Source organism: Cobetia sp. 5-11-6-3 (assembly GCF_013374055.1).
Lineage (GTDB): Bacteria > Pseudomonadota > Gammaproteobacteria > Pseudomonadales > Halomonadaceae > Cobetia > Cobetia marina.
The window spans coordinates 546,012-563,118 of record NZ_BLWJ01000001.1 but is presented as its reverse complement, the minus strand read 5'-3'; the positions used below and the strand labels follow the sequence as shown (position 1 = coordinate 563,118).

The 17,107-nt window shown below is 65.5% G+C and carries 14 protein-coding genes; 10 read left to right on the top strand and 4 right to left on the bottom strand.

The window, feature by feature from the left end; all coding sequences use genetic code 11:
* Positions 1–11: 11 nt before the first annotated feature.
* Positions 12–2,582: an ATP-dependent helicase gene (locus HXS66_RS02280; RefSeq protein ID WP_176502769.1), complete on the top strand. Its 2,571-nt coding sequence runs from the start codon at positions 12–14 to the stop codon at positions 2,580–2,582.
* Positions 2,583–2,680: 98 nt separating this feature from the next.
* Positions 2,681–3,622 (top strand): sulfurtransferase, encoded by a 942-nt coding sequence (locus HXS66_RS02275; protein ID WP_255303058.1) that lies wholly within the window; start codon positions 2,681–2,683, stop codon positions 3,620–3,622.
* A gap of 101 nt (positions 3,623–3,723) precedes the next feature.
* On the opposite strand, the gene HXS66_RS02270 is transcribed toward HXS66_RS02275, so the two are convergent.
* Positions 3,724–4,959, bottom strand: a complete 1,236-nt coding sequence (locus HXS66_RS02270) for a dicarboxylate/amino acid:cation symporter (protein WP_176502768.1) — start codon at positions 4,957–4,959, stop codon at positions 3,724–3,726.
* Positions 4,960–5,262: 303 nt separating this feature from the next.
* A complete protein-coding gene (locus HXS66_RS02265) occupies positions 5,263–6,906 on the bottom strand; it encodes an electron transfer flavoprotein-ubiquinone oxidoreductase (RefSeq protein WP_176492953.1) in 1,644 nt (547 codons plus the stop codon).
* 620 nt (positions 6,907–7,526) lie between these two features.
* Between HXS66_RS02265 and HXS66_RS02260 the strand changes: the two genes are divergently transcribed.
* The 8 genes from HXS66_RS02260 to HXS66_RS02225 all read left to right on the top strand — a co-directional run bounded on the left by HXS66_RS02260 (position 7,527) and on the right by HXS66_RS02225 (position 15,201).
* Positions 7,527–8,279, top strand: coding sequence for an electron transfer flavoprotein subunit beta/FixA family protein (locus tag HXS66_RS02260; RefSeq protein ID WP_077372115.1), 753 nt, complete (start codon positions 7,527–7,529; stop codon positions 8,277–8,279).
* Positions 8,276–9,202: an electron transfer flavoprotein subunit alpha/FixB family protein gene (locus tag HXS66_RS02255; RefSeq protein ID WP_084209126.1), complete on the top strand. Its 927-nt coding sequence runs from the start codon at positions 8,276–8,278 to the stop codon at positions 9,200–9,202. Before HXS66_RS02260 ends, HXS66_RS02255 begins: the two co-directional genes overlap by 4 nt.
* Positions 9,203–9,567: 365 nt before the next feature.
* Complete coding sequence (locus HXS66_RS02250) at positions 9,568–10,434, top strand: DUF3450 domain-containing protein (protein WP_167593047.1); 867 nt, start codon at positions 9,568–9,570, stop codon at positions 10,432–10,434.
* On the top strand, positions 10,434–11,900 hold the full coding sequence (locus HXS66_RS02245) for a MotA/TolQ/ExbB proton channel family protein (protein WP_255303057.1): 1,467 nt from the start codon (positions 10,434–10,436) through the stop codon (positions 11,898–11,900). Before HXS66_RS02250 ends, HXS66_RS02245 begins: the two co-directional genes overlap by 1 nt.
* On the top strand, positions 11,893–12,528 hold the full coding sequence (locus tag HXS66_RS02240) for a MotA/TolQ/ExbB proton channel family protein (RefSeq protein WP_077372123.1): 636 nt from the start codon (positions 11,893–11,895) through the stop codon (positions 12,526–12,528). Before HXS66_RS02245 ends, HXS66_RS02240 begins: the two co-directional genes overlap by 8 nt.
* Positions 12,521–12,919, top strand: coding sequence for a biopolymer transporter ExbD (locus HXS66_RS02235; RefSeq protein WP_077372126.1), 399 nt, complete (start codon positions 12,521–12,523; stop codon positions 12,917–12,919). The genes HXS66_RS02240 and HXS66_RS02235 overlap by 8 nt, the downstream gene beginning before the upstream one ends.
* 1 nt (position 12,920) lies before the next feature.
* Entirely contained in the window at positions 12,921–13,718 is a 798-nt protein-coding gene (locus HXS66_RS02230; protein ID WP_176502767.1) for an energy transducer TonB, read from the top strand.
* 154 nt (positions 13,719–13,872) lie between these two features.
* A complete protein-coding gene (locus HXS66_RS02225) occupies positions 13,873–15,201 on the top strand; it encodes a hypothetical protein (RefSeq protein ID WP_176502766.1) in 1,329 nt (442 codons plus the stop codon).
* A gap of 136 nt (positions 15,202–15,337) precedes the next feature.
* Here HXS66_RS02225 and xthA read toward each other — a convergent pair whose 3' ends face one another.
* Complete coding sequence (gene xthA, locus HXS66_RS02220; RefSeq protein WP_176493284.1) at positions 15,338–16,150, bottom strand: exodeoxyribonuclease III; 813 nt, start codon at positions 16,148–16,150, stop codon at positions 15,338–15,340.
* Positions 16,150–16,416 carry a hypothetical protein gene (locus HXS66_RS02215; RefSeq protein ID WP_077372139.1) on the bottom strand — a complete coding sequence of 89 codons (267 nt, stop codon included), beginning with the start codon at positions 16,414–16,416 and terminating at the stop codon, positions 16,150–16,152. Before HXS66_RS02215 ends, xthA begins: the two co-directional genes overlap by 1 nt.
* Positions 16,417–17,107: the final 691 nt, after the last annotated feature.

Below are 17,107 nucleotides of genomic sequence, written 5' to 3'. Positions count from 1 at the left end.
TGCAGGTCTTCATGTCTTCTACTCTCCCGCCAGTCGCGCCTGATACCCCTGTCGAGGCCATCGGCGTCACGCCAGATGATGTCGCCGCCGACGGTGCGGAACCGGTCTCGCCGCTCGCGCACGCCGTCGGCCAGCTGACGCAACGGCTGACGGATCAGCAGCGTGCCGTGGTCGCACATCGCGGACGGCACGCACGGGTCGCGGCGGTGGCAGGCTCCGGCAAGACCACCACGCTGGTGGCGCGAGTGCTGAGTCTGCTGGCGGAAGGCATTCCGGCGCAGCGGATTCTGGTGCTGATGTTCAACCGCTCGGCGCGCGAGGACTTCGTCGCCAAGCTGGCGCAGTCGGCGCCACCGGGGACGCGGCTGCCGGATGTCCGCACCTTCCACTCCATCGGTCATCGCCTGACCACTACCCTGGTGCGCTGGGGGTGTCTGGCGCCGCGCGAGCTGATCCAGCAGGACTGGGCGTTGGAGCGGCTGCTCAAGCAGGCCGCCCAGCGTGCTCTGGGCGATGCCGACCGCGCCGATCGTGAGGCGGCACTGGAAGGTGAGCGTCTCGAAGCGCTTGCCCAGTTCTGTGATCTGGTCAAGGCCGAGATGTGCGAGCCGACGCTGCTGTACGAGCGCATGAACCTTGGTGAGCACACCGGTCACTTCGTCGAGTCCTTCGCCCAGCTTGAGCAGCTGCTCGAGCAGCATGGCCAGATGACCTATGCCGATCTGCTCTACCGGCCGCTGCGTCAGCTGGAGAAGGAGCCGGAGACCCGTGCGCGCATCCAGGGGCATCTGCAGCACGTCATCATCGATGAGTATCAGGACATCAATGAGGCGCAGCAGCGCATGCTGGCGCTGCTGGCCGGTGCGCCGTCCACTGCGGCTTCCTCGCCGGCAGTCACCGGCGAATCATCCAGCACCGTGGCAGAAGTCATGGCGGTAGGTGACGCCAACCAGTGCATCTATGAGTGGCGTGGCGCCCGCCCTGATTACATGCTGACGCGTTTCGCCGAGAGTTTCCCGTCCCCGCTGGACTTCCCGCTCAGTTACACCTTTCGCCATGGTCATCGTCTGGCATTGGCGGCCAATCACGCCATTGCCGCCAATGCGCGCCGACCGGATCAGCTGTGTCTGGCTGCACCCGGCACACCGCCGACGCGGTTGTTCGAAGGGCAGGGGGCCGCCAGTCTGATCGCGGCGCTGACCGCTTGGCGGGACGCCGGGCGCAGCGGTGCCGAGGCCGCCGTGCTGGTGCGCAGCTGGGCGCTGTCGGTGCCGGTGCAGCTGCAGTTGCTGAAGGCCGGGATTCCCTTCCGTCTCGGGCAGGGCGATCGCTTCGTGTTCCGCCTGCCACTGGTGCAGGCGCTGGCAGGCTATCTGGAGCTTGCGCGTGACGCCACGCGGCTGCGCGACCCGGCACATCTGATGTTGCTGTTCACCCAGCCCACCGCCTTCGTCGCGCGCGAGCGCCTCGAGCGTCTGTGTCAGCAACTGGCCGACAGCCAGCGCTGGCCGCGCAAGGAAGACGCGATTCTCGAAGGGCTCAAGCCGCTGCAGCGCCGCAACCTGCACAAGCGCTGGAAGCTGTTGTGTGATCTCCCTTCGCTGGGCGACTGGGCTCCCGCGCGGCTGCTGCGGCACGTGGTCGATGAGCTGGAAGCCGACAAGGTGCTGAGACGGGCCGCGGCCCGACGGGACAAGGGCGAGGAGGACGTGCGTCTGCTGGACGTGCTGATCGAGCAGGCGGGGGAGCTTGCCAACGACCCCGAGGCCTTCGTCAACCTGCTGCGCAATCCGGTCGAGGATGCCGCCGATGGCGTGCTGATCACCACGGTCCATGGCGCCAAGGGGCTGGAATGGCCGCTGGTAGGCCTCTGGGGCATGAACGAAGAGGACTTCCCGGCCTACTCGCGCGACAACCCGCTGTCACCGGAGCGCCTCGAGGAAGAGCGACGTCTGTGCTATGTCGGTGTGACCCGTGCTCGCGAACAGCTGCATCTGTGGCGGGATGGCGGGACCCATGCGCCGAGTCGCTTCCTGGCGGAACTGTGTGTAGAGGACTGCTCCCGCCTCGGTGACTGGATTCACGGTGCGGGCAAGCGTGCCAAGCTCGCTCGCCAGCAGGCCGGTGAGGGCGACGCATCCAGTCGCGAGGCGTTCTCTGAAAGTACCGAGACCCTGCGCGTGAGCGCGCCAGCCCTTGGCGAGGCCTATCTGGCGCGCCTGCCGTTGGTACGTCATGGCATCACGCCGCCGACGCTTGAGGCCTCGCCCAGGCCCAGAGCCGAGCACCAGAGCAAGCCCGGTGGTGTAGGCAAGACCGCTGACGCCGCATCCAGCTGGCGTCAGCCTCGTTCCGGGGGCCGTCATTCCCGCACGTCATCCTCTTCTCGCAGCGAGGTGTCTGGCGTGCTGCAAAGCGTCGGTGGCTGGAAGGTGGGGCAGCGTGTCGCTCATGACACCTTTGGCGAGGGCGTGATCGAAGAGGTGTCCGGCAATGACACCAATCCGCTGGTCGAAGTGCGCTTTGCCGATGGCAGCAAGCGACGCCTGATCGCCTCGCGTGCGCCACTGTCCGCTCTGTAAGACCAGGCGCCCAGGGTGGCAAGGTGCGCGATTGCCAATCATCGACGTGAGGGCCATCATGCCTTCATGGCGTCACCGTCCGCTGGAAAGGAGTTCCCATGGCCCAGTATCCCGATCCTGCCGCACTGGCGGCAGCCTCCGTCTCCACCTCATCGTTGCTGGCCCCGGACCAGCGGCAGGCACCCTTGATCGACGCCAGTCAGCTGGTGACCCAGCTGGCGATGGCAGGGCTCAAGTCCCCCGTGGTACTGGATTGCCGCGCTCGCCTCGAGGATGGCGAGGCGGGCGAGCGGATGTGGCGTGAAGGGCACCTGCCGGGGGCCATCCATGTCGATATGGAACGTGATCTCTCCGCGCCCGTGCGCGAGGACGGCGTGGGCGGTCGTCATCCACTGCCGTCGCACCAGGCGACAGTCGAGCTGTTTCGCCGTCTCGGCATCACGCCCGAGCAACAGGTGGTGGTCTATGACGACATGGGCGGCCAGATGGCGGCGGCGCGCCTGTGGTGGATGCTGACCTGGGCCGGGCATCCGGATGTGCGTGTGCTGGATGGCGGCATCCAGGCCTGGAATCAGGCCATGGGCGAGCTCAAGCGCGCTCCCTCCCAGCCAGTGACCTTCGAGCCCAGTGACTGGCAGCCGAGCTTTGACGACAGCCTGCTGGTCACTGCCGAGGAGGTGGTGGACAGTCAGGCGGTGCTGCTGGATGCCCGTGGTGAAGCGCGCTTTCGCGGTGAGCAGGAGCCGGTCGACCCGGTGGCCGGCCATATCCCCGGCGCCCTGTGTCGCCCGACCCCCGGCAATCTCGAGGCCAATGGTCGTTTCAAGGACCGCATGAGCCTGATGCGCGAGCTGCGCCGGACATTGCCGGATGACAGCGCCGTGATCGCCTATTGCGGTTCCGGCATCAGCGCCTGTCAGAATATCCTGGCCTTCGCGATCGCGGGACTGCCGCTGCCGCGTCTGTACGCCGGCTCCTGGAGCGACTGGATCAGTGATCCCGAGCGCCCGGTCGCCACCGGCGAGGCCAGCGAAGGGTAGCATTCAGGCAAGCCCGACACGGATATTGCCGAAACGACAACGCCCGCCAGAGAAACCTCTGGCGGGCGTTGTCGTTTGTGGGGCGCGCTTTCCGTGCGCGCTCAGGCTGGCGTCTTGGGCTCCGCGGCGGGCTTGCGCGACTCGAAGCGCTCCAGCAGGGCAGCGTTGGCGCAGTTGCCCATCACGTTGAGGGCGGTGCGCAGGCCGTCGGTGAAGCGGTCGACGCCGGCGACCACGGCCACGCCCTCCAGCGGCAAGCCCGCTGCGCCCAGCACGGTGGTCATCGCGACCAGCCCGGCACCCGGCACGCCCGCCGTGGAAAAGCTGACCAGCAGACCGGTGGTGAAGACGGTGATCACCAGTGACGTCGTGACGTCGATACCGAACAACTGCGCCACGAACAACGCATTGAAGCCCTGCAGCACGGCGGCGCCATCACGCTTGAGCGCGGTACCGAAGGGCAGCGCGAAACTGGCCAGAGATTCCTGCATGCCGTAGTCGCGTGCATTGCCCAGCGCCAGCGGCAGGGTGGCACCGGAACTGGCGGTACCGAAGGCGAAGCCCAGGCTCTGGCCGAAGTGGCGCATGAAGGCCAGCGGGCGGGCACCGGTCACGGCCAGCAGCACCAGATAGAGCAGTGCCATCAAGGCCAGCGCGATGATCAGACCGATCACGTACATGCCCAGCCGCATCAGCAGATCCAGCCCCTGGGTGGCGATCACCGAGGTGATCAGCGCGAAGACACCAAGCGGGGCCAGCTTGAGCACGAAGGACAGTACCTTGAGGCTGACGGTGTAGCCGCTTTCGATCACGCGATGCAGCGGCGCGCTTTCTTCCGGCAGGGCACGCATCGCCAGGCCGATCAAGGCGGCTGCGAAGATGACCTGCAGCAGGCCGCCGCCACCCAGCGCCGTGAAGGGGTTGTTGGGCACCAGGCCCACCAGCCATTGGGCGATGCTGTCGGCGTTGCGGCCTTCAGGCGCCGAGTCCACCAGGCTCTCGGCACCGCTGCCCGGGCTGAGCCAATGAGCGACCAGCATGCCCAGCGTCAGCGCCACGGCGCTGGTGACCACGTAGCTGCCCAGCAGACGCCCGGCATGGCGGCCCACGTCGGCACCGCCTTCGCGACTGGTCAGGCTGAGGATGAGGGCACCGAAGACCATCGGTACCACCACGAACTGCAGCAGACGCAGGAAGATCTGGCCTACCGGCGTCAGCAGGTTGGTGTCGAGCCAGGCGACACTGCCCTCGGGCAAGGCACCTGCTCCGGCGTTCAGGGCAAGGCCGCTGAGGATACCCAGCCCCAGGGCGAGCAGTATCTGACGAGTGACGGACATGGTGGCTCCGAAGCAAGGGAAGTCAGGAAGAGTCGAGTCGACGCTCGGGTGCTGCGCCGTCTGACCACGTTGGAGTGAGTGAAATCAAGGATGGCTAATGTGCTATCCATGGAAAGTTATATCAATGAAGTATTTGAGACTGTTTTGGAATAACACAAGAAGCGCCCTCGTGAGAGCGCGACATCTCCCTGCTGAAGCGGACCGCGCAGCGGTCCACGGAGCAGGTCCGTACGGGAGACCAGAAACGACAACGCCGCCGCGGCAGGGCCACGGCGGCGTTGTCAGCTGGCGGGCAGCGATGGGTCACATGTTCGGATAGTTGGGGCCACCGCCACCTTCCGGGGCGACCCAGGTGATGTTCTGCGCCGGGTCCTTGATGTCACAGGTCTTGCAGTGCACGCAGTTCTGGAAGTTGATCTGGAACTGCGGCTCACCGGCTTCCTCGATGATCTCGTAGACCCCGGCGGGGCAGTAGCGCTGGGCCGGCTCAGCGAAGCGCGGCAGGTTGTCACGCACCGGTAGCGCCGGGTCTGCCAGACGCAGGTGACACGGCTGGTCTTCCTCGTGATTGGTGTTGGAGAGAAACACCGAGGACAGCTTGTCGAAGGACAGCTTGCCGTCCGGCTTGGGATACTCGATCTTCGTGCATTCATCCGCCGGGCGCATGCGCGCGTAGTCCGGGGTGGTGTCATGCAGGGTCGGCAGTCGGCCGCCCATCAGCTGGTCGAGGAAGTTGTAGGCGCCACCGAGGAAGGTGCCGTACTTGTGCATCGCCGGGCCGAAGCTGCGCGAGGCATCCAGCTCCTCATGGGCCCAGCTGTCCTGGAAGCGCTTGCCGAAGTCGACGAGGTCCTCGCCACCTTCATCGCCGCTCTTGATGGCGGCGAACACGCTCTCCGCCGCCAGCATGCCGGACTTCATCGCGGTGTGCAGGCCCTTGATCTTGGCGAAGTTGAGCGTACCGGCGTCACAGCCGATCAGCAGGCCACCCGGGAAGCTCATCTTCGGCAGGCAGTTGAGGCCACCCTTGGCGATGGCGCGTGCCCCGTAGGAGACCCGCTTGCCGCCTTCGAGGTGCCGAGCCAGGGTCGGGTGCTGCTTCATGCGCTGGAATTCATCGAAGGGTGACAGCCAGGGATTGTCGTAGGCGAGATCGACGATCAGCCCGACCACCACCTGCTGGTCATCGGTGTGATAGAGGAAGAAGCCGCCTTCGGCGTTGCCCTTGAGCGGCCAGCCACTGCCGTGGACTACCAGCCCCGGCTGATGCTGCTCGGCCGGGACATCCCACAGCTCCTTGAGGCCGATGCCGTAATGCTGGGCATCGGCGTCCTTGTCGAGAGAGAAGCGCGAGATCAGCTGCTTGCCCAGATGCCCGCGGCAGCCCTCGGCGAACAGGGTGTACTTGCCGCGCAGTTCCATGCCCGGCATGTGGCCATCCTTTTCACTGCCATCGGCGGCCACGCCCATGTCGCCGACCACGATGCCGCGCACCGTGCCATCTTCTCCGTGCAGCACTTCCTGAGCGGCGAAGCCCGGGAAGATCTCGACGCCCAGTTCCTCGGCCTGCTCGCCCAGCCAGCGGGTCAGGTTGCCGGCGCTGATGATGTAGTTGCCATCGTTGTGCATGGTCTTGGGAACCAGCGCATTGGGGATGACCTGTGCCTTCTGGTCATCCTTGAGCAGTACGACTTCATCACGGGTCACGGCGGTATTGAGCGGCGCGCCGCGCTCGGCCCAGTCGGGGAAGAGTTCGGTGAGTGCGCGTGGCTCCAGCACTGCGCCTGACAGGATATGGGCGCCGACTTCAGAGCCTTTCTCGACCACGCAGACCGTCAGTTCGTGCTCCGCCTCATTGGCCTGCTGCATCAGTCGACAGGCCGCCGACAGGCCGGAAGGCCCGGCACCGACGATGACGACGTCGAAATCCATGAATTCGCGTTCCATGACCCGTCTCCTCAATCTTGATGCCCTGTATCAGGCCCCGCGGATCCGGCGGGGTGGGCGTATCACGATCAGTCGTTGCTGATCGCAGGGCTATTGATCTTCGGCGGCGCGCGTCAGGGCGGTGGCTCGCCAAAGCAAAAAACGATGCTGTGCTCGTCGTGTCGACAGTGAAGGATATGGTCCCCATCCCGTCGTGGCGAGCTGTCATGCGCAAGGCAGCCGCATAGCATGCCGCAACAGTAGCATTTAAAACGACCGTTTGTTTATTATGCTTGGGTCTGACGTAATAGCCACACGGCGTGTTGCAGGATATCGCCTGACGGGTTTCATGTCCGGGCACCCGGATGGTGGCTTTCCGGTTTGACCCCGACCCCCAATTCTGCGCAAGATGCCCCCATGAGAATGATGATCCGTTGCCATCAGGGCCGGTTGTCAACGGCCGGCGAGCAGCGTTCGCCAGCAGCAGGCAGCATGCCTTCGGGTCGTGGGATGGGGTGCCGTGACGCGGTGCTTGTCAGCACGACCTATTTTGGATGATATTCACCTATCAAACGCTTGCATGAATCGAGCGGGGGCGCCTCGAGCAGCCTCTCGCTCCATGAGAGATCAGCGAGGACACCATGAAAGTACTCGTCGCGGTGAAACGCGTCATCGATTACAACGTCAAGATTCGCGTCAAGGCGGATCAGTCTGACGTGGATCTGACCAACGTCAAGATGGCCATGAACCCCTTCTGCGAGATTGCCGTGGAAGAAGCGGTACGCCTGAAGGAAAAAGGCGTGGCGACCGAGGTCGTGGCCGTGACCATCGGGCCGAAGGCCGCCCAGGAACAGCTGCGTACCGCGCTGGCGCTGGGGGCTGATCGCGCCGTGCAGGTGATGACCGATGACGCCGTCGACTCTCTGGCAGTGGCCAAGCTGCTGGCCAAGGTGGTCGAGGAAGAGCAGCCTGGCCTGGTGATTCTCGGCAAGCAGTCCATCGATGCCGACAACAACCAGACCGGCCAGATGCTGGCGGCGCTCACCGGCATGGGACAGGGCACCTTCGCCTCCGAGGTGGTAGTCGATGGCGAGAGCGTCAACGTCACTCGTGAGATCGACGGGGGTCTGCAAACCGTCAAGCTCAGCCTGCCGGCGGTGGTCACCACGGACCTGCGCCTCAACGAGCCGCGCTACGCCAAGCTTCCGGACATCATGAAGGCCAAGAAGAAGCCGCTGGACGTCAAGACGCCGGAAGAGCTGGGTGTCTCCACGGCCTCGAAGGTCACGCTGGTCAAGGTGACGCCGCCGGCCGAGCGCCAGGGTGGCGTCAAGGTCGGCTCCGTCGATGAGCTGGTGGACAAACTCAAGAATGAAGCAAAGGTGATCTCATGAGCATTCTCGTCATTGCCGATCATCACGATGGCCAGCTGACAGGTACCACTGCCAGTGTGGTAGCGGCTGCCAGCGCCATCGGTGGCGATATCGATGTTCTCGTCGCGGGGGAAGGTGTCGGGAGCGTTGCCGAGCAGGCCGCGAAGCTTGCCGGCGTCAAGCGCGTGCGCGTGGCGGACAACGCGGTCTACGCCCATCAGCTGGCGGAGAATGTCTCGGCGCTGGTCGTGGCGCTGGCGGACGACTACAGCCATGTGCTGTCCGGTGCTTCCACCACGGCCAAGAATTTCATGCCGCGCGTGGCAGCGCTGAAGGACGTCGCACAGATTTCCGAGATCATCGCGGTCGAGAGTGCCGATACCTTCCTGCGTCCGATCTATGCCGGCAACGCCATCGCGACCGTCAAGAGTGACGACGTCCTGAAGGTGATCACCGTGCGTGCCACCGGCTTCGACCCGGTGGCGGCTGACGGCCAGGCGGCCATCGAGGCGGTGGATGTCGTCGAGGATGCCGGTGTCTCCAGCTTCGTCAACGAGACGCTGGCCGAGAGCGAGCGTCCGGAGCTGGGAGCTGCCAAGGTGGTGATCTCCGGTGGCCGCGGCATGGGCAACGGTGAGAACTTCGCTCTGCTCGACGGCATCGCCGACAAGCTGGGCGCCGCCATCGGTGCCTCACGTGCCGCCGTGGATGCCGGTTTCGTGCCCAACGACATGCAGGTCGGTCAGACCGGCAAGATCGTTGCCCCGGACCTGTACATTGCCGTCGGCATCTCCGGTGCGATCCAGCACTTGGCGGGCATGAAGGACTCCAAAGTCATCGTCGCGATCAACAAGGATGATGAGGCGCCGATCTTCCAGGTTGCGGACTACGGTCTGGTCGGTGATCTGTTCGAGGTGCTGCCGGAGCTGGAAGGCAAGCTGTAAGACAGTGCGCTGACCTCTCATCCGGCGCCGGACACCCGGACCGGAGATGAGCAGAAAACGCGACCCGCTTCGGCGGGTCGCGTTTTTTTTGTGCCCGGATCAGACATCGTCACGTCATGGCGTCTGCCTGGATGGCACCCCGTGGGCATGACATCTGACAGGCTTTGCGTGAGCGTCGGCACGCGAGGGGAAAGCCTGCAACGCGGCATTGCAGAGATGGAGGCGAGTGCGGATCGAGATCAATTGATAATTGTTCTTGTTTGTAATACCGTCCCTGCCAGTGATTTGCATTTCCACTCGCGACTTTCTGGCAGCTTGGCCAGTGACCGAGGATGCAACCCAGTCTTGTTCTTCAGGAGATGTCCGTGCGGCGTTCCACTTCTTTCTCTTTCCCGAGGGCGCGCGCGTTTGGCGGCATGCTGCCCGCGCTGGCGCTGATGGTGCCTCTGTGTGCCACGAGTCTGCCGGTTCATGCACAGACGCTGCGTGACAGTGCGGCGAGTCATCAGCAGACTCAGGGGGAGTTGCAGTCGCGCATCGACGCGGCTGACGACGAGACCCGCGAATTGCTGGTGAGGCTGCGCGAGGCGCGTCAGGAAGCGGCGCGTCTGGAAAGCTATACCGCGGAACTGACCCCGCTCAATGCCGACCGTGCCGCGCGAATCGAGCGTCAGCGCACGGCGCTCGAGAATCTCGAGGCCACCCGCGAGTCCTTGCCGGGCCTGCTGCGTGAGCAGGTCAATGAGCTGGAAGCGTTCATCGAGCAGGACCTGCCCTTCCTGAAGGAAGAGCGTCTGGCGCGTGTCGCACGGCTGCGCGACAACCTGTCCAACGCCAGTCTCACCAATGACGAGCGCCTCGATCAGCTGCTCAATGCCTGGCAGCAGGAGCTGAGCTACGGCCAGGGCCTGGATACCTGGCGTGCGGGGCTGATCGGTGCGGAGGACACCGAGGTGCAATATCTGCGTGTCGGTCGCGTGGGGCTTTATTACCTGACGCTGGATGGCCAGCACGGCGGGGCATGGAAGACGCAGAATGACAGCTGGCAGGTACTGGATGACAGTGCGCTGAGCGAGCTGCGCCAGGGAATCAGCATGGCGCGTGACCAGCAGGCACCGTCATTGCTCACCTTGCCGCTGTCCGTCCCGGTGGAAAACGTGGAGCTCGACGCCTCTCGTCAGGCTGTCTCCAATGCCGCTTCGTCTACCCCGTCCGCGCAGGAGTCCAGCTGATGTCCATGATGCACAAGACATTCCCGCGACTGTCGATGTCTGGCGCACTCAAGCGCGGGTGGCTCGGCGTGAGCCTGCTGGGCGTGCTCGGCATGAGCGCGCTGCCGGCACATGCCGTGACCGGCTCCGCGGCACAGGCACTGAGCGTCGAGCAGTTCGAGCAGGCGGCCAGTCAGGCGGAAGGTCGCGATCAGACACGCCTGGAGACGTTGCTGTCGGACAGTGAAGCGCTCAAGGCGGCCGTGGCCAAGGCCGAGGCGCAACGTGACAGCCTGCGCGAGAAGCGCGAGACCCTTGAAGCCGAAGCGAAGCAGCAGCAGGCGACCCTCAGCGGCCTGGATGACGAGCGCCAGGCGCAGCAGGGTGATCTCGGCCAGGTCTTCACGGTGGCGCGCAAGCATGCGCGGGAAGTCCGTGAAGGGGTGGCCGGCAACTGGTTGCTGGCCGGTGGGCAGGCCCGACTGCCGGACCTTGGTCCGCGGGATGAAGTGCCCGGTCGTGAGCGACTCGCGGCCCTGACGGCCGACATCGGCAGCATCGCCCGCGAAAGTGGCCGTGCGCTGCGTTTCAAGGCACCGCTGGCCGGTGCCGATGGCAGCATCAAGCCACGCGAGATCGTGCGTGTCGGCGAGCAGATGGCCTTCAGTGGCGATCTGCTGCTCTCACCGTTGTCCGATGAAAAGGCCGTGGATGGTGCAAGCGCACTGGAAAGTCTCGGCCTTGCCGGCAAGACGCCGGCGACCATGCGTGATCAGCTGGCGGCGTTCAATGCCGGCGATACCGATCGACTCGATTTCGATCCCACCGGTGGTGATGTCACCCGCGCCCTGTCACGTGCGCCGGGGCTGACCGAGCGACTCAAGCAGGGCGGGGCGGTCGGTTACGTGATCGTCGGGCTTGGCGTGCTGGGGCTGATCATCGCGCTGATCCAGCTGGTGCGCCTGACGGCCACGCGGCGCGCGGTCAAGCGTCAGGAAGCGGATCTGACCCAGCTCAAGGATGACAACCCGCTGGGCCGCGTGCTGACCCGCTTTGAAGGCATGCGTCATGATCATGAGCCGGAAGCGCTGGAAGCGCGTCTCGATGAGGCGCTGCTCGCCGAGCAACCGAAGCTGGAACGTGGTCAGGCACTGGTCAAGCTGCTGGCGGCCATCGCGCCACTGCTGGGTCTGCTGGGCACCGTGACCGGCATGATCGGCACCTTCCAGTCGATCACCGTCTTCGGTACCGGCGATCCGAAATTGATGGCCGGCGGCATCTCCCAGGCATTGGTGACCACCGTGCTGGGTCTGATCACCGCCGTGCCGCTGCTGTTCGCGCAGACCGGTCTGTCGAGCCTGTCGAAGGGGCTGATGGGACGCCTGGAAGGGCGTGCCAGTGCGCGTCTGGCGGATCACCTCGAGCGACGTGCGCCCGCCGCCGCGGCGACGGCCAATGCCCGCACGCGGGAAGCCGAGCATGCCTGAGTCGCTGGCCTCTTCTTCCCTGTTGCCCGGTGCGCTGGCACCGGTCATGCGGCTGGTGGATAGCGGCGGGCCTCTGATCGTGGTGATCTGCCTGATCGCCATGCTGCTGTTCGGTCTGGCGCTGGAGCGCGGCCTTTACTGGCGGCTGGTGCATCGGCCGGCGCGCCGCCAGTTGATCCACGACTGGGTGGCGCGCAGCGAGCACCACAGCTGGTCGGCGCTCACTCACCGCGAGGTACTGACCCGCGAGCTGCTGTCGCGCCTGCGCGCGCCGTTGCCGTGGCTCAAGCTGCTGGTGATGATCTGCCCGCTGGCGGGCCTTTTGGGCACCGTGACCGGCATGATTCACGTCTTCGATTCCCTGGCGATCGCCGGTACCGGCCAGGCGCGAGCGATGGCCGATGGCGTGGCCCGTGCCACCTTGCCGACCCTGGCCGGCATGGCGGTGGCGGTGGTGGGACTGTTGTTCGTGACCCGTTTCGAGCGTGTCGTGCGTCGTGAGGACCAACGCCTGCACGACCGCCTGGCGCGCGCCGTGGATGATGCCCGCAAGGGCAAGGTACCTGGCGGCATGTCCATCGCGCCTGACTCCGATTCCTCTGATACAAGCGAGACACCGCATGCGTAGACGTCGCATGGAAGCCGCGGAAGACAGCGGCGAGATCAACCTGACGCCAATGCTGGATGTCGTCTTCATCATGCTGATCTTCTTCATCGTCACCACCAGCTTCGTCAAGGAGTCGGGGGTCGAGATCCAGCGCCCCGAGGCCTCGCATGCCACGGCGCGTCCGGATGCGGCCGTGATGGTGGCGATCACCGCCGAGGGCGCGGTATGGGTCGATGGCAAGCCGGTGGATGCCCACCGTGTCGGGGACGCGGTAGCGGAGCTGGCCGATGGCCAACCGGTGGTGATCCAGGCGGACCGTCAATCGCGGACCGGGCTGCTGGTGGAGACGATGGATGCGCTGCGCAGTGCGGGAGTGCAGGACATCGCGGTCGCGGCATCGAAAGGCGAATGACATGACGCGACGTCTGTATGCCAATCGACTGATCGGATTGCTGGGCGGAGCCCTGCTGGCGCTGGCCCTGTTCTATGCCCTGGCACTGCTGGTGGCGCCGCCGGTGAACGATGCGCCGGCGCCTGAGCCGCTGTCGGTCTCGACCGTTCAGGCGCCTGAAGAGGCACCCGCCCCTGAAGCGGCGCCGGCAGAGGCCTTGCCGACACCACCGGCCGAGCCACCGCCGCCGCCTAAAGCGGCACCGAAGCCGTCACCAGAGGTGACAAGCACGGTGGCGATCCCTGAGGTCAAGACACCACTGCCGCCAACGCCGGAGCTGACGCTGGATGACAGCCTGCCGCCTCTGGAGGTGAAGCGTCCGCCGAGACCGACACCGAAACCGGAGCCGAAACCGGATCCGAAACCGGAGCCGAAACCCAAGCCAACGCCGAAGCCGGCCCCGGCACCCGCCTCCCAGGCGTCAGCCCAGTCCAGTGCCCAGGCCACCGCCAGTGCTTCTCGATCGGAGGCCAGGTCGACGCCGGCACCCGCGGCGCAAGGGGGCTCGCCCCGCCCGACGCTGCGCACGGCGCCTGAGTACCCCAGTCGTGCACGCCGGCGTGGCATCGAGGGTTTCGTCGAGGTGGCCTTCGTGATTCGTCCGGATGGCAATGTCGATGGCAGTTCGCTGAGGGTGGTGCGTGCAGAGCCTTCCGGTGTCTTTGATCGCGCCGCGATGAAGGCCATCGCGCGCTGGGAGTTCCCGGCGGCCCAGACAGCGCGTCAGGCGCGTCAACGGCTTGAGTTCCAGTTGCGTTGAGGCAACCCGGGCGCATGCAAAGCGGTACCTGTCATTCATGTCTTCGCCGCGAATCTGGTGTAGAAAAGAGCTGGTGTTGCAAGCAGATGGCAGGCATGACGCCTGAGGCGTATCTGAGACGTACTTGAGTCGTGGAGCAAAGGATATCCGTACGATGTCGAACCAAGACAAGCATTCCGCCGAGCGCTCACCATGCGGGCAGTCCGCGCGACAGGCGCCTGCCGAGTCAGCGACGCCTGAAGGTCTCGGCGCTCGTCTGATGACGGCGATTCGTCGCGGCGGGCGTCGCCTGACGCGCGTGACCCTGGTCTCCACCTGTCTGATGCTGATGATGGAGGTCGGGGGCGTCGCCACCGCGAATGGGGCAATGCGCGTGTCGGCGGAGGTCGCGGGGCAGCTGCGCACGCTCCAGTCACGGTTGGAAGAGGGGGATTACGACGAGGTCGGCGAGCGTGCCGAGCGGGAAGCCCGTCAGCAACGTGGCGAGGTACGTGCGCTGTATCTGTCGTTGGCCGCCAGCGCGCGGGCAAGACAAGGGGATCAGGCCCAGGCGGCGCGACTCTATGGCGAAGCCCGCCGGTTGCCGGGCGTCGATGCCAGTCAGGCGCGCAAGTGGCTGCGGCGCGAAGCCATGCTGAGATTGCGGGCGGGAGAGCAGGAAGCCGGTACCGCACGTCTGGCGGAGTACCTGCATGGCGGCTCGGCGAGTGCCGATGATCTGTGGCTGGCCGTCAGCCTGGAATCCAACCGTGGCCAGTGGTCGCGGGCCGAGGACTGGCTGGAGCGCGCCAGCAGAGCGAGTGCGCCTGAAGGCGATCGTCTGAAACTTGCCGTCAGCGTCTATCAGCAGACGGGACGCCATGCTGCGGCGGTGGCACTGGTCGAGCAGGGACTTGGCGAATCGCGGGATGCGCAGGACTGGCAGCGCGCCGTGGCGCTCTATCAGCGTCTCAATCAGCAGCGGCGTGCGGCGAGTACCTGGGAAGCCGCCTGGGCGGCGGGAATCGTCAGTGGTCGCGAGGCCTATCAGCAGCGCATCGATCTGCAACTGGCCGCCGGCGCGCCGGCGCGGGCCGCGGAGTTGATCGAGGCGGGACTTTCGACGTCGGCAACTCCCGAGGGGCAGCCGTTGCTGGTAGACACGCCGGTACTGCGTCGTCAGCTGGCAGAGGCCTGGACCTCGGCGCGCGACATCGAGCACTCGTTGACGGCGTGGGCGACGGTTTCCGAGCAGAGTGGCCGTGTCGAGGATGCTCGGCAGCTGGCGGAACTGGCCTATGACTGGGGGCGCTGGGATATCGCGAGCGGTGCCCTGGCCAGTGCCGGTGAGCGCGGGGATGATTCCGCGCGTCACTGGTTGCTCAGCGGTGTGGTCGCCCGTCAGCTTGATCAGCTGGACCCCGCGCGTGAGGCCTTCAAGAAGGCGCAGGCACGCGGCGCCGAAGGGGCCGATGACTGGCTGAAGTCTCTCGCGCAGCGCTGAGGCGCCCACCCCCGCGACTCCTGGCTGACTGACCGTCAGTGCAACGAAAACGCCGCCTTTCCTGATCGTCCTGAGACGGGGGAAGGCGGCGTTTGCGTATCTGGCGATCGTGTTCGCGCTGGCGTTGCTCAGCGTATCAGCCGATATCGGTCCAGACGGGCGCGTGGTCCGATGGCTTTTCCATGCCACGCAGCACGTAATCGACACCGGAATCCTTGATCAGCGGGGTCAGACCCGGGCTGGTCATGATCAGGTCGATGCGCAGGCCGCGTCTGGGCTCGCGCTCGAAGCCACGCGAGCGATAGTCGAACCAGCTGAACTGGTCATCGACTTCCGGGTGCACGTGGCGGAAGCTGTCGGTCAGGCCCCAGGCGTAGAGGCGCTCCATCCACTCGCGCTCGATGGGCTGGAAGCTGGTCTTGCCTTCGCGCAGCCAGCGCTTGCGGTTGGGCTCGCCGATGCCGATGTCGCGGTCAGTCGCCGAGATGTTGTAATCGCCCATCACCACCACGTGCTGATCGGGGGTGTGGTCCTCTTCCAGCAGGCGGAACAGCTGCTGATAGAAGCGCGTCTTGTAGGGAAACTTCACCGGGTGCTCGACATTCTCGCCCTGGGGGAAGTAGCCGTTGTAGACGATCAGCGGCTCGCCGTTCGGGCCGTCGATCTCGACACCGATCATGCGTTTCTGGGCGTCCTCGGTGTCATCGGGCATGCCGTAATGCACCTTCTTCGGCACCTGGCGGGTCAGCATGGCGACGCCGTAGTGGCCCTTCTGGCCGTGCCAGACCACGTGATATCCCAGTGCCTCGATGTGCGCGTGGGGAAACTCGCTGTCCTGCACCTTGGTTTCCTGCAGGCCGATGACGTCCGGCTGATGCGCCTCGATCAGCGCTTCCAGCTGATGCGGACGCGCACGGATGCCATTGATGTTGAAGGACACCAGTCGCATCACGCCTTGCCTCCCTCATCATTCCCGCCCTTGTCGTCCTGCTCGGCAGGGGCGTCCGGATGCAGCGGCAGCAGCGGGGCGGCGTTCATGCGTTCCAGCTTGGCGGCTGCCTGGCTCTTGCGCTGATCCTTCTTCTTGGCCACATAGCGAGGTCCGGAATGTACCTGATCCGGATTCTCGGCGCGCCACTTCTTGAAGTCCTTGCGGCGGCCGGTGCGAATCTGCACCTTGTCGGCGATGGAGCGGCTCTTCTTTCTGCGTGTCATCTTCGGGCTTTCCTGTTCGGTGTCAGCAGTCGCCAGCCTCGGGCACACGCGCAAGTCAGGGCGTGGCGTGCGGGCAATCGCATCAGTTGGCGGGCATTCTACCAGCCTGCACGGGGCAGGTGCCATGCGCCATGTCACACGCCGCTCCCCTGATGCCTGCAGGACGCAGACGGTGATGGGAGGTTTCCCCATGCCCGGGCAGGGTCATCACGATGCCACGCAGGGGCGCGAAGATGGTCACGTGCTGGTACAATGATCCGGCATCATCGTTGTTACCCGCAGGCGCGACTCGCGACTGGCCGCAGGATCCGAAGCCTCACCCTCCACACGCATGTCTCAAGTACCCTGCCTTCGCGGCACGTTGCTTGAATGCCGTGCCGGGGGACGGCTCTCAGGACCCGCCAGCCTCGTTGACCTGGCCTGCAACGTACCGCCCGGTCGCTCCGGCAGGAAGCGTTCAGCGTGTCCTCGCCGGGCCCAAAGAAGATGACAGAAGACAACCATTCCACCGACACGCAGTACTGGCCGCCCTTGTGGCGACCCATGAGCCTGTCGGTTCCCTGTGCGCGGCGATGACATGACCGATGCCAGGTGAGCTGACCCTCATGGCCGACGTCCGCTCCAGCCCCTGCCGAACATTCGGGCAGGGGAGATCCGGATGCGTGAATCCGTTCAGAACAGGTGAGAGCAT

Coding starts and splice junctions, on each gene's coding strand:
- HXS66_RS02230 (WP_176502767.1), top strand. CDS start 12,921: ATGACGCGACGTCTGTATGCCAATCGACTGATCGGATTGCTGGGCGGA.
- xthA (WP_176493284.1), bottom strand. CDS start 16,150: ATGCGACTGGTGTCCTTCAACATCAATGGCATCCGTGCGCGTCCGCAT.
- HXS66_RS02265 (WP_176492953.1), bottom strand. CDS start 6,906: ATGGAACGCGAATTCATGGATTTCGACGTCGTCATCGTCGGTGCCGGG.
- HXS66_RS02275 (WP_255303058.1), top strand. CDS start 2,681: ATGGCCCAGTATCCCGATCCTGCCGCACTGGCGGCAGCCTCCGTCTCC.
- HXS66_RS02245 (WP_255303057.1), top strand. CDS start 10,434: ATGTCCATGATGCACAAGACATTCCCGCGACTGTCGATGTCTGGCGCA.
- HXS66_RS02260 (WP_077372115.1), top strand. CDS start 7,527: ATGAAAGTACTCGTCGCGGTGAAACGCGTCATCGATTACAACGTCAAG.
- HXS66_RS02215 (WP_077372139.1), bottom strand. CDS start 16,416: ATGACACGCAGAAAGAAGAGCCGCTCCATCGCCGACAAGGTGCAGATT.
- HXS66_RS02240 (WP_077372123.1), top strand. CDS start 11,893: ATGCCTGAGTCGCTGGCCTCTTCTTCCCTGTTGCCCGGTGCGCTGGCA.
- HXS66_RS02280 (WP_176502769.1), top strand. CDS start 12: ATGTCTTCTACTCTCCCGCCAGTCGCGCCTGATACCCCTGTCGAGGCC.
- HXS66_RS02235 (WP_077372126.1), top strand. CDS start 12,521: ATGCGTAGACGTCGCATGGAAGCCGCGGAAGACAGCGGCGAGATCAAC.
- HXS66_RS02225 (WP_176502766.1), top strand. CDS start 13,873: ATGTCGAACCAAGACAAGCATTCCGCCGAGCGCTCACCATGCGGGCAG.
- HXS66_RS02255 (WP_084209126.1), top strand. CDS start 8,276: ATGAGCATTCTCGTCATTGCCGATCATCACGATGGCCAGCTGACAGGT.
- HXS66_RS02270 (WP_176502768.1), bottom strand. CDS start 4,959: ATGTCCGTCACTCGTCAGATACTGCTCGCCCTGGGGCTGGGTATCCTC.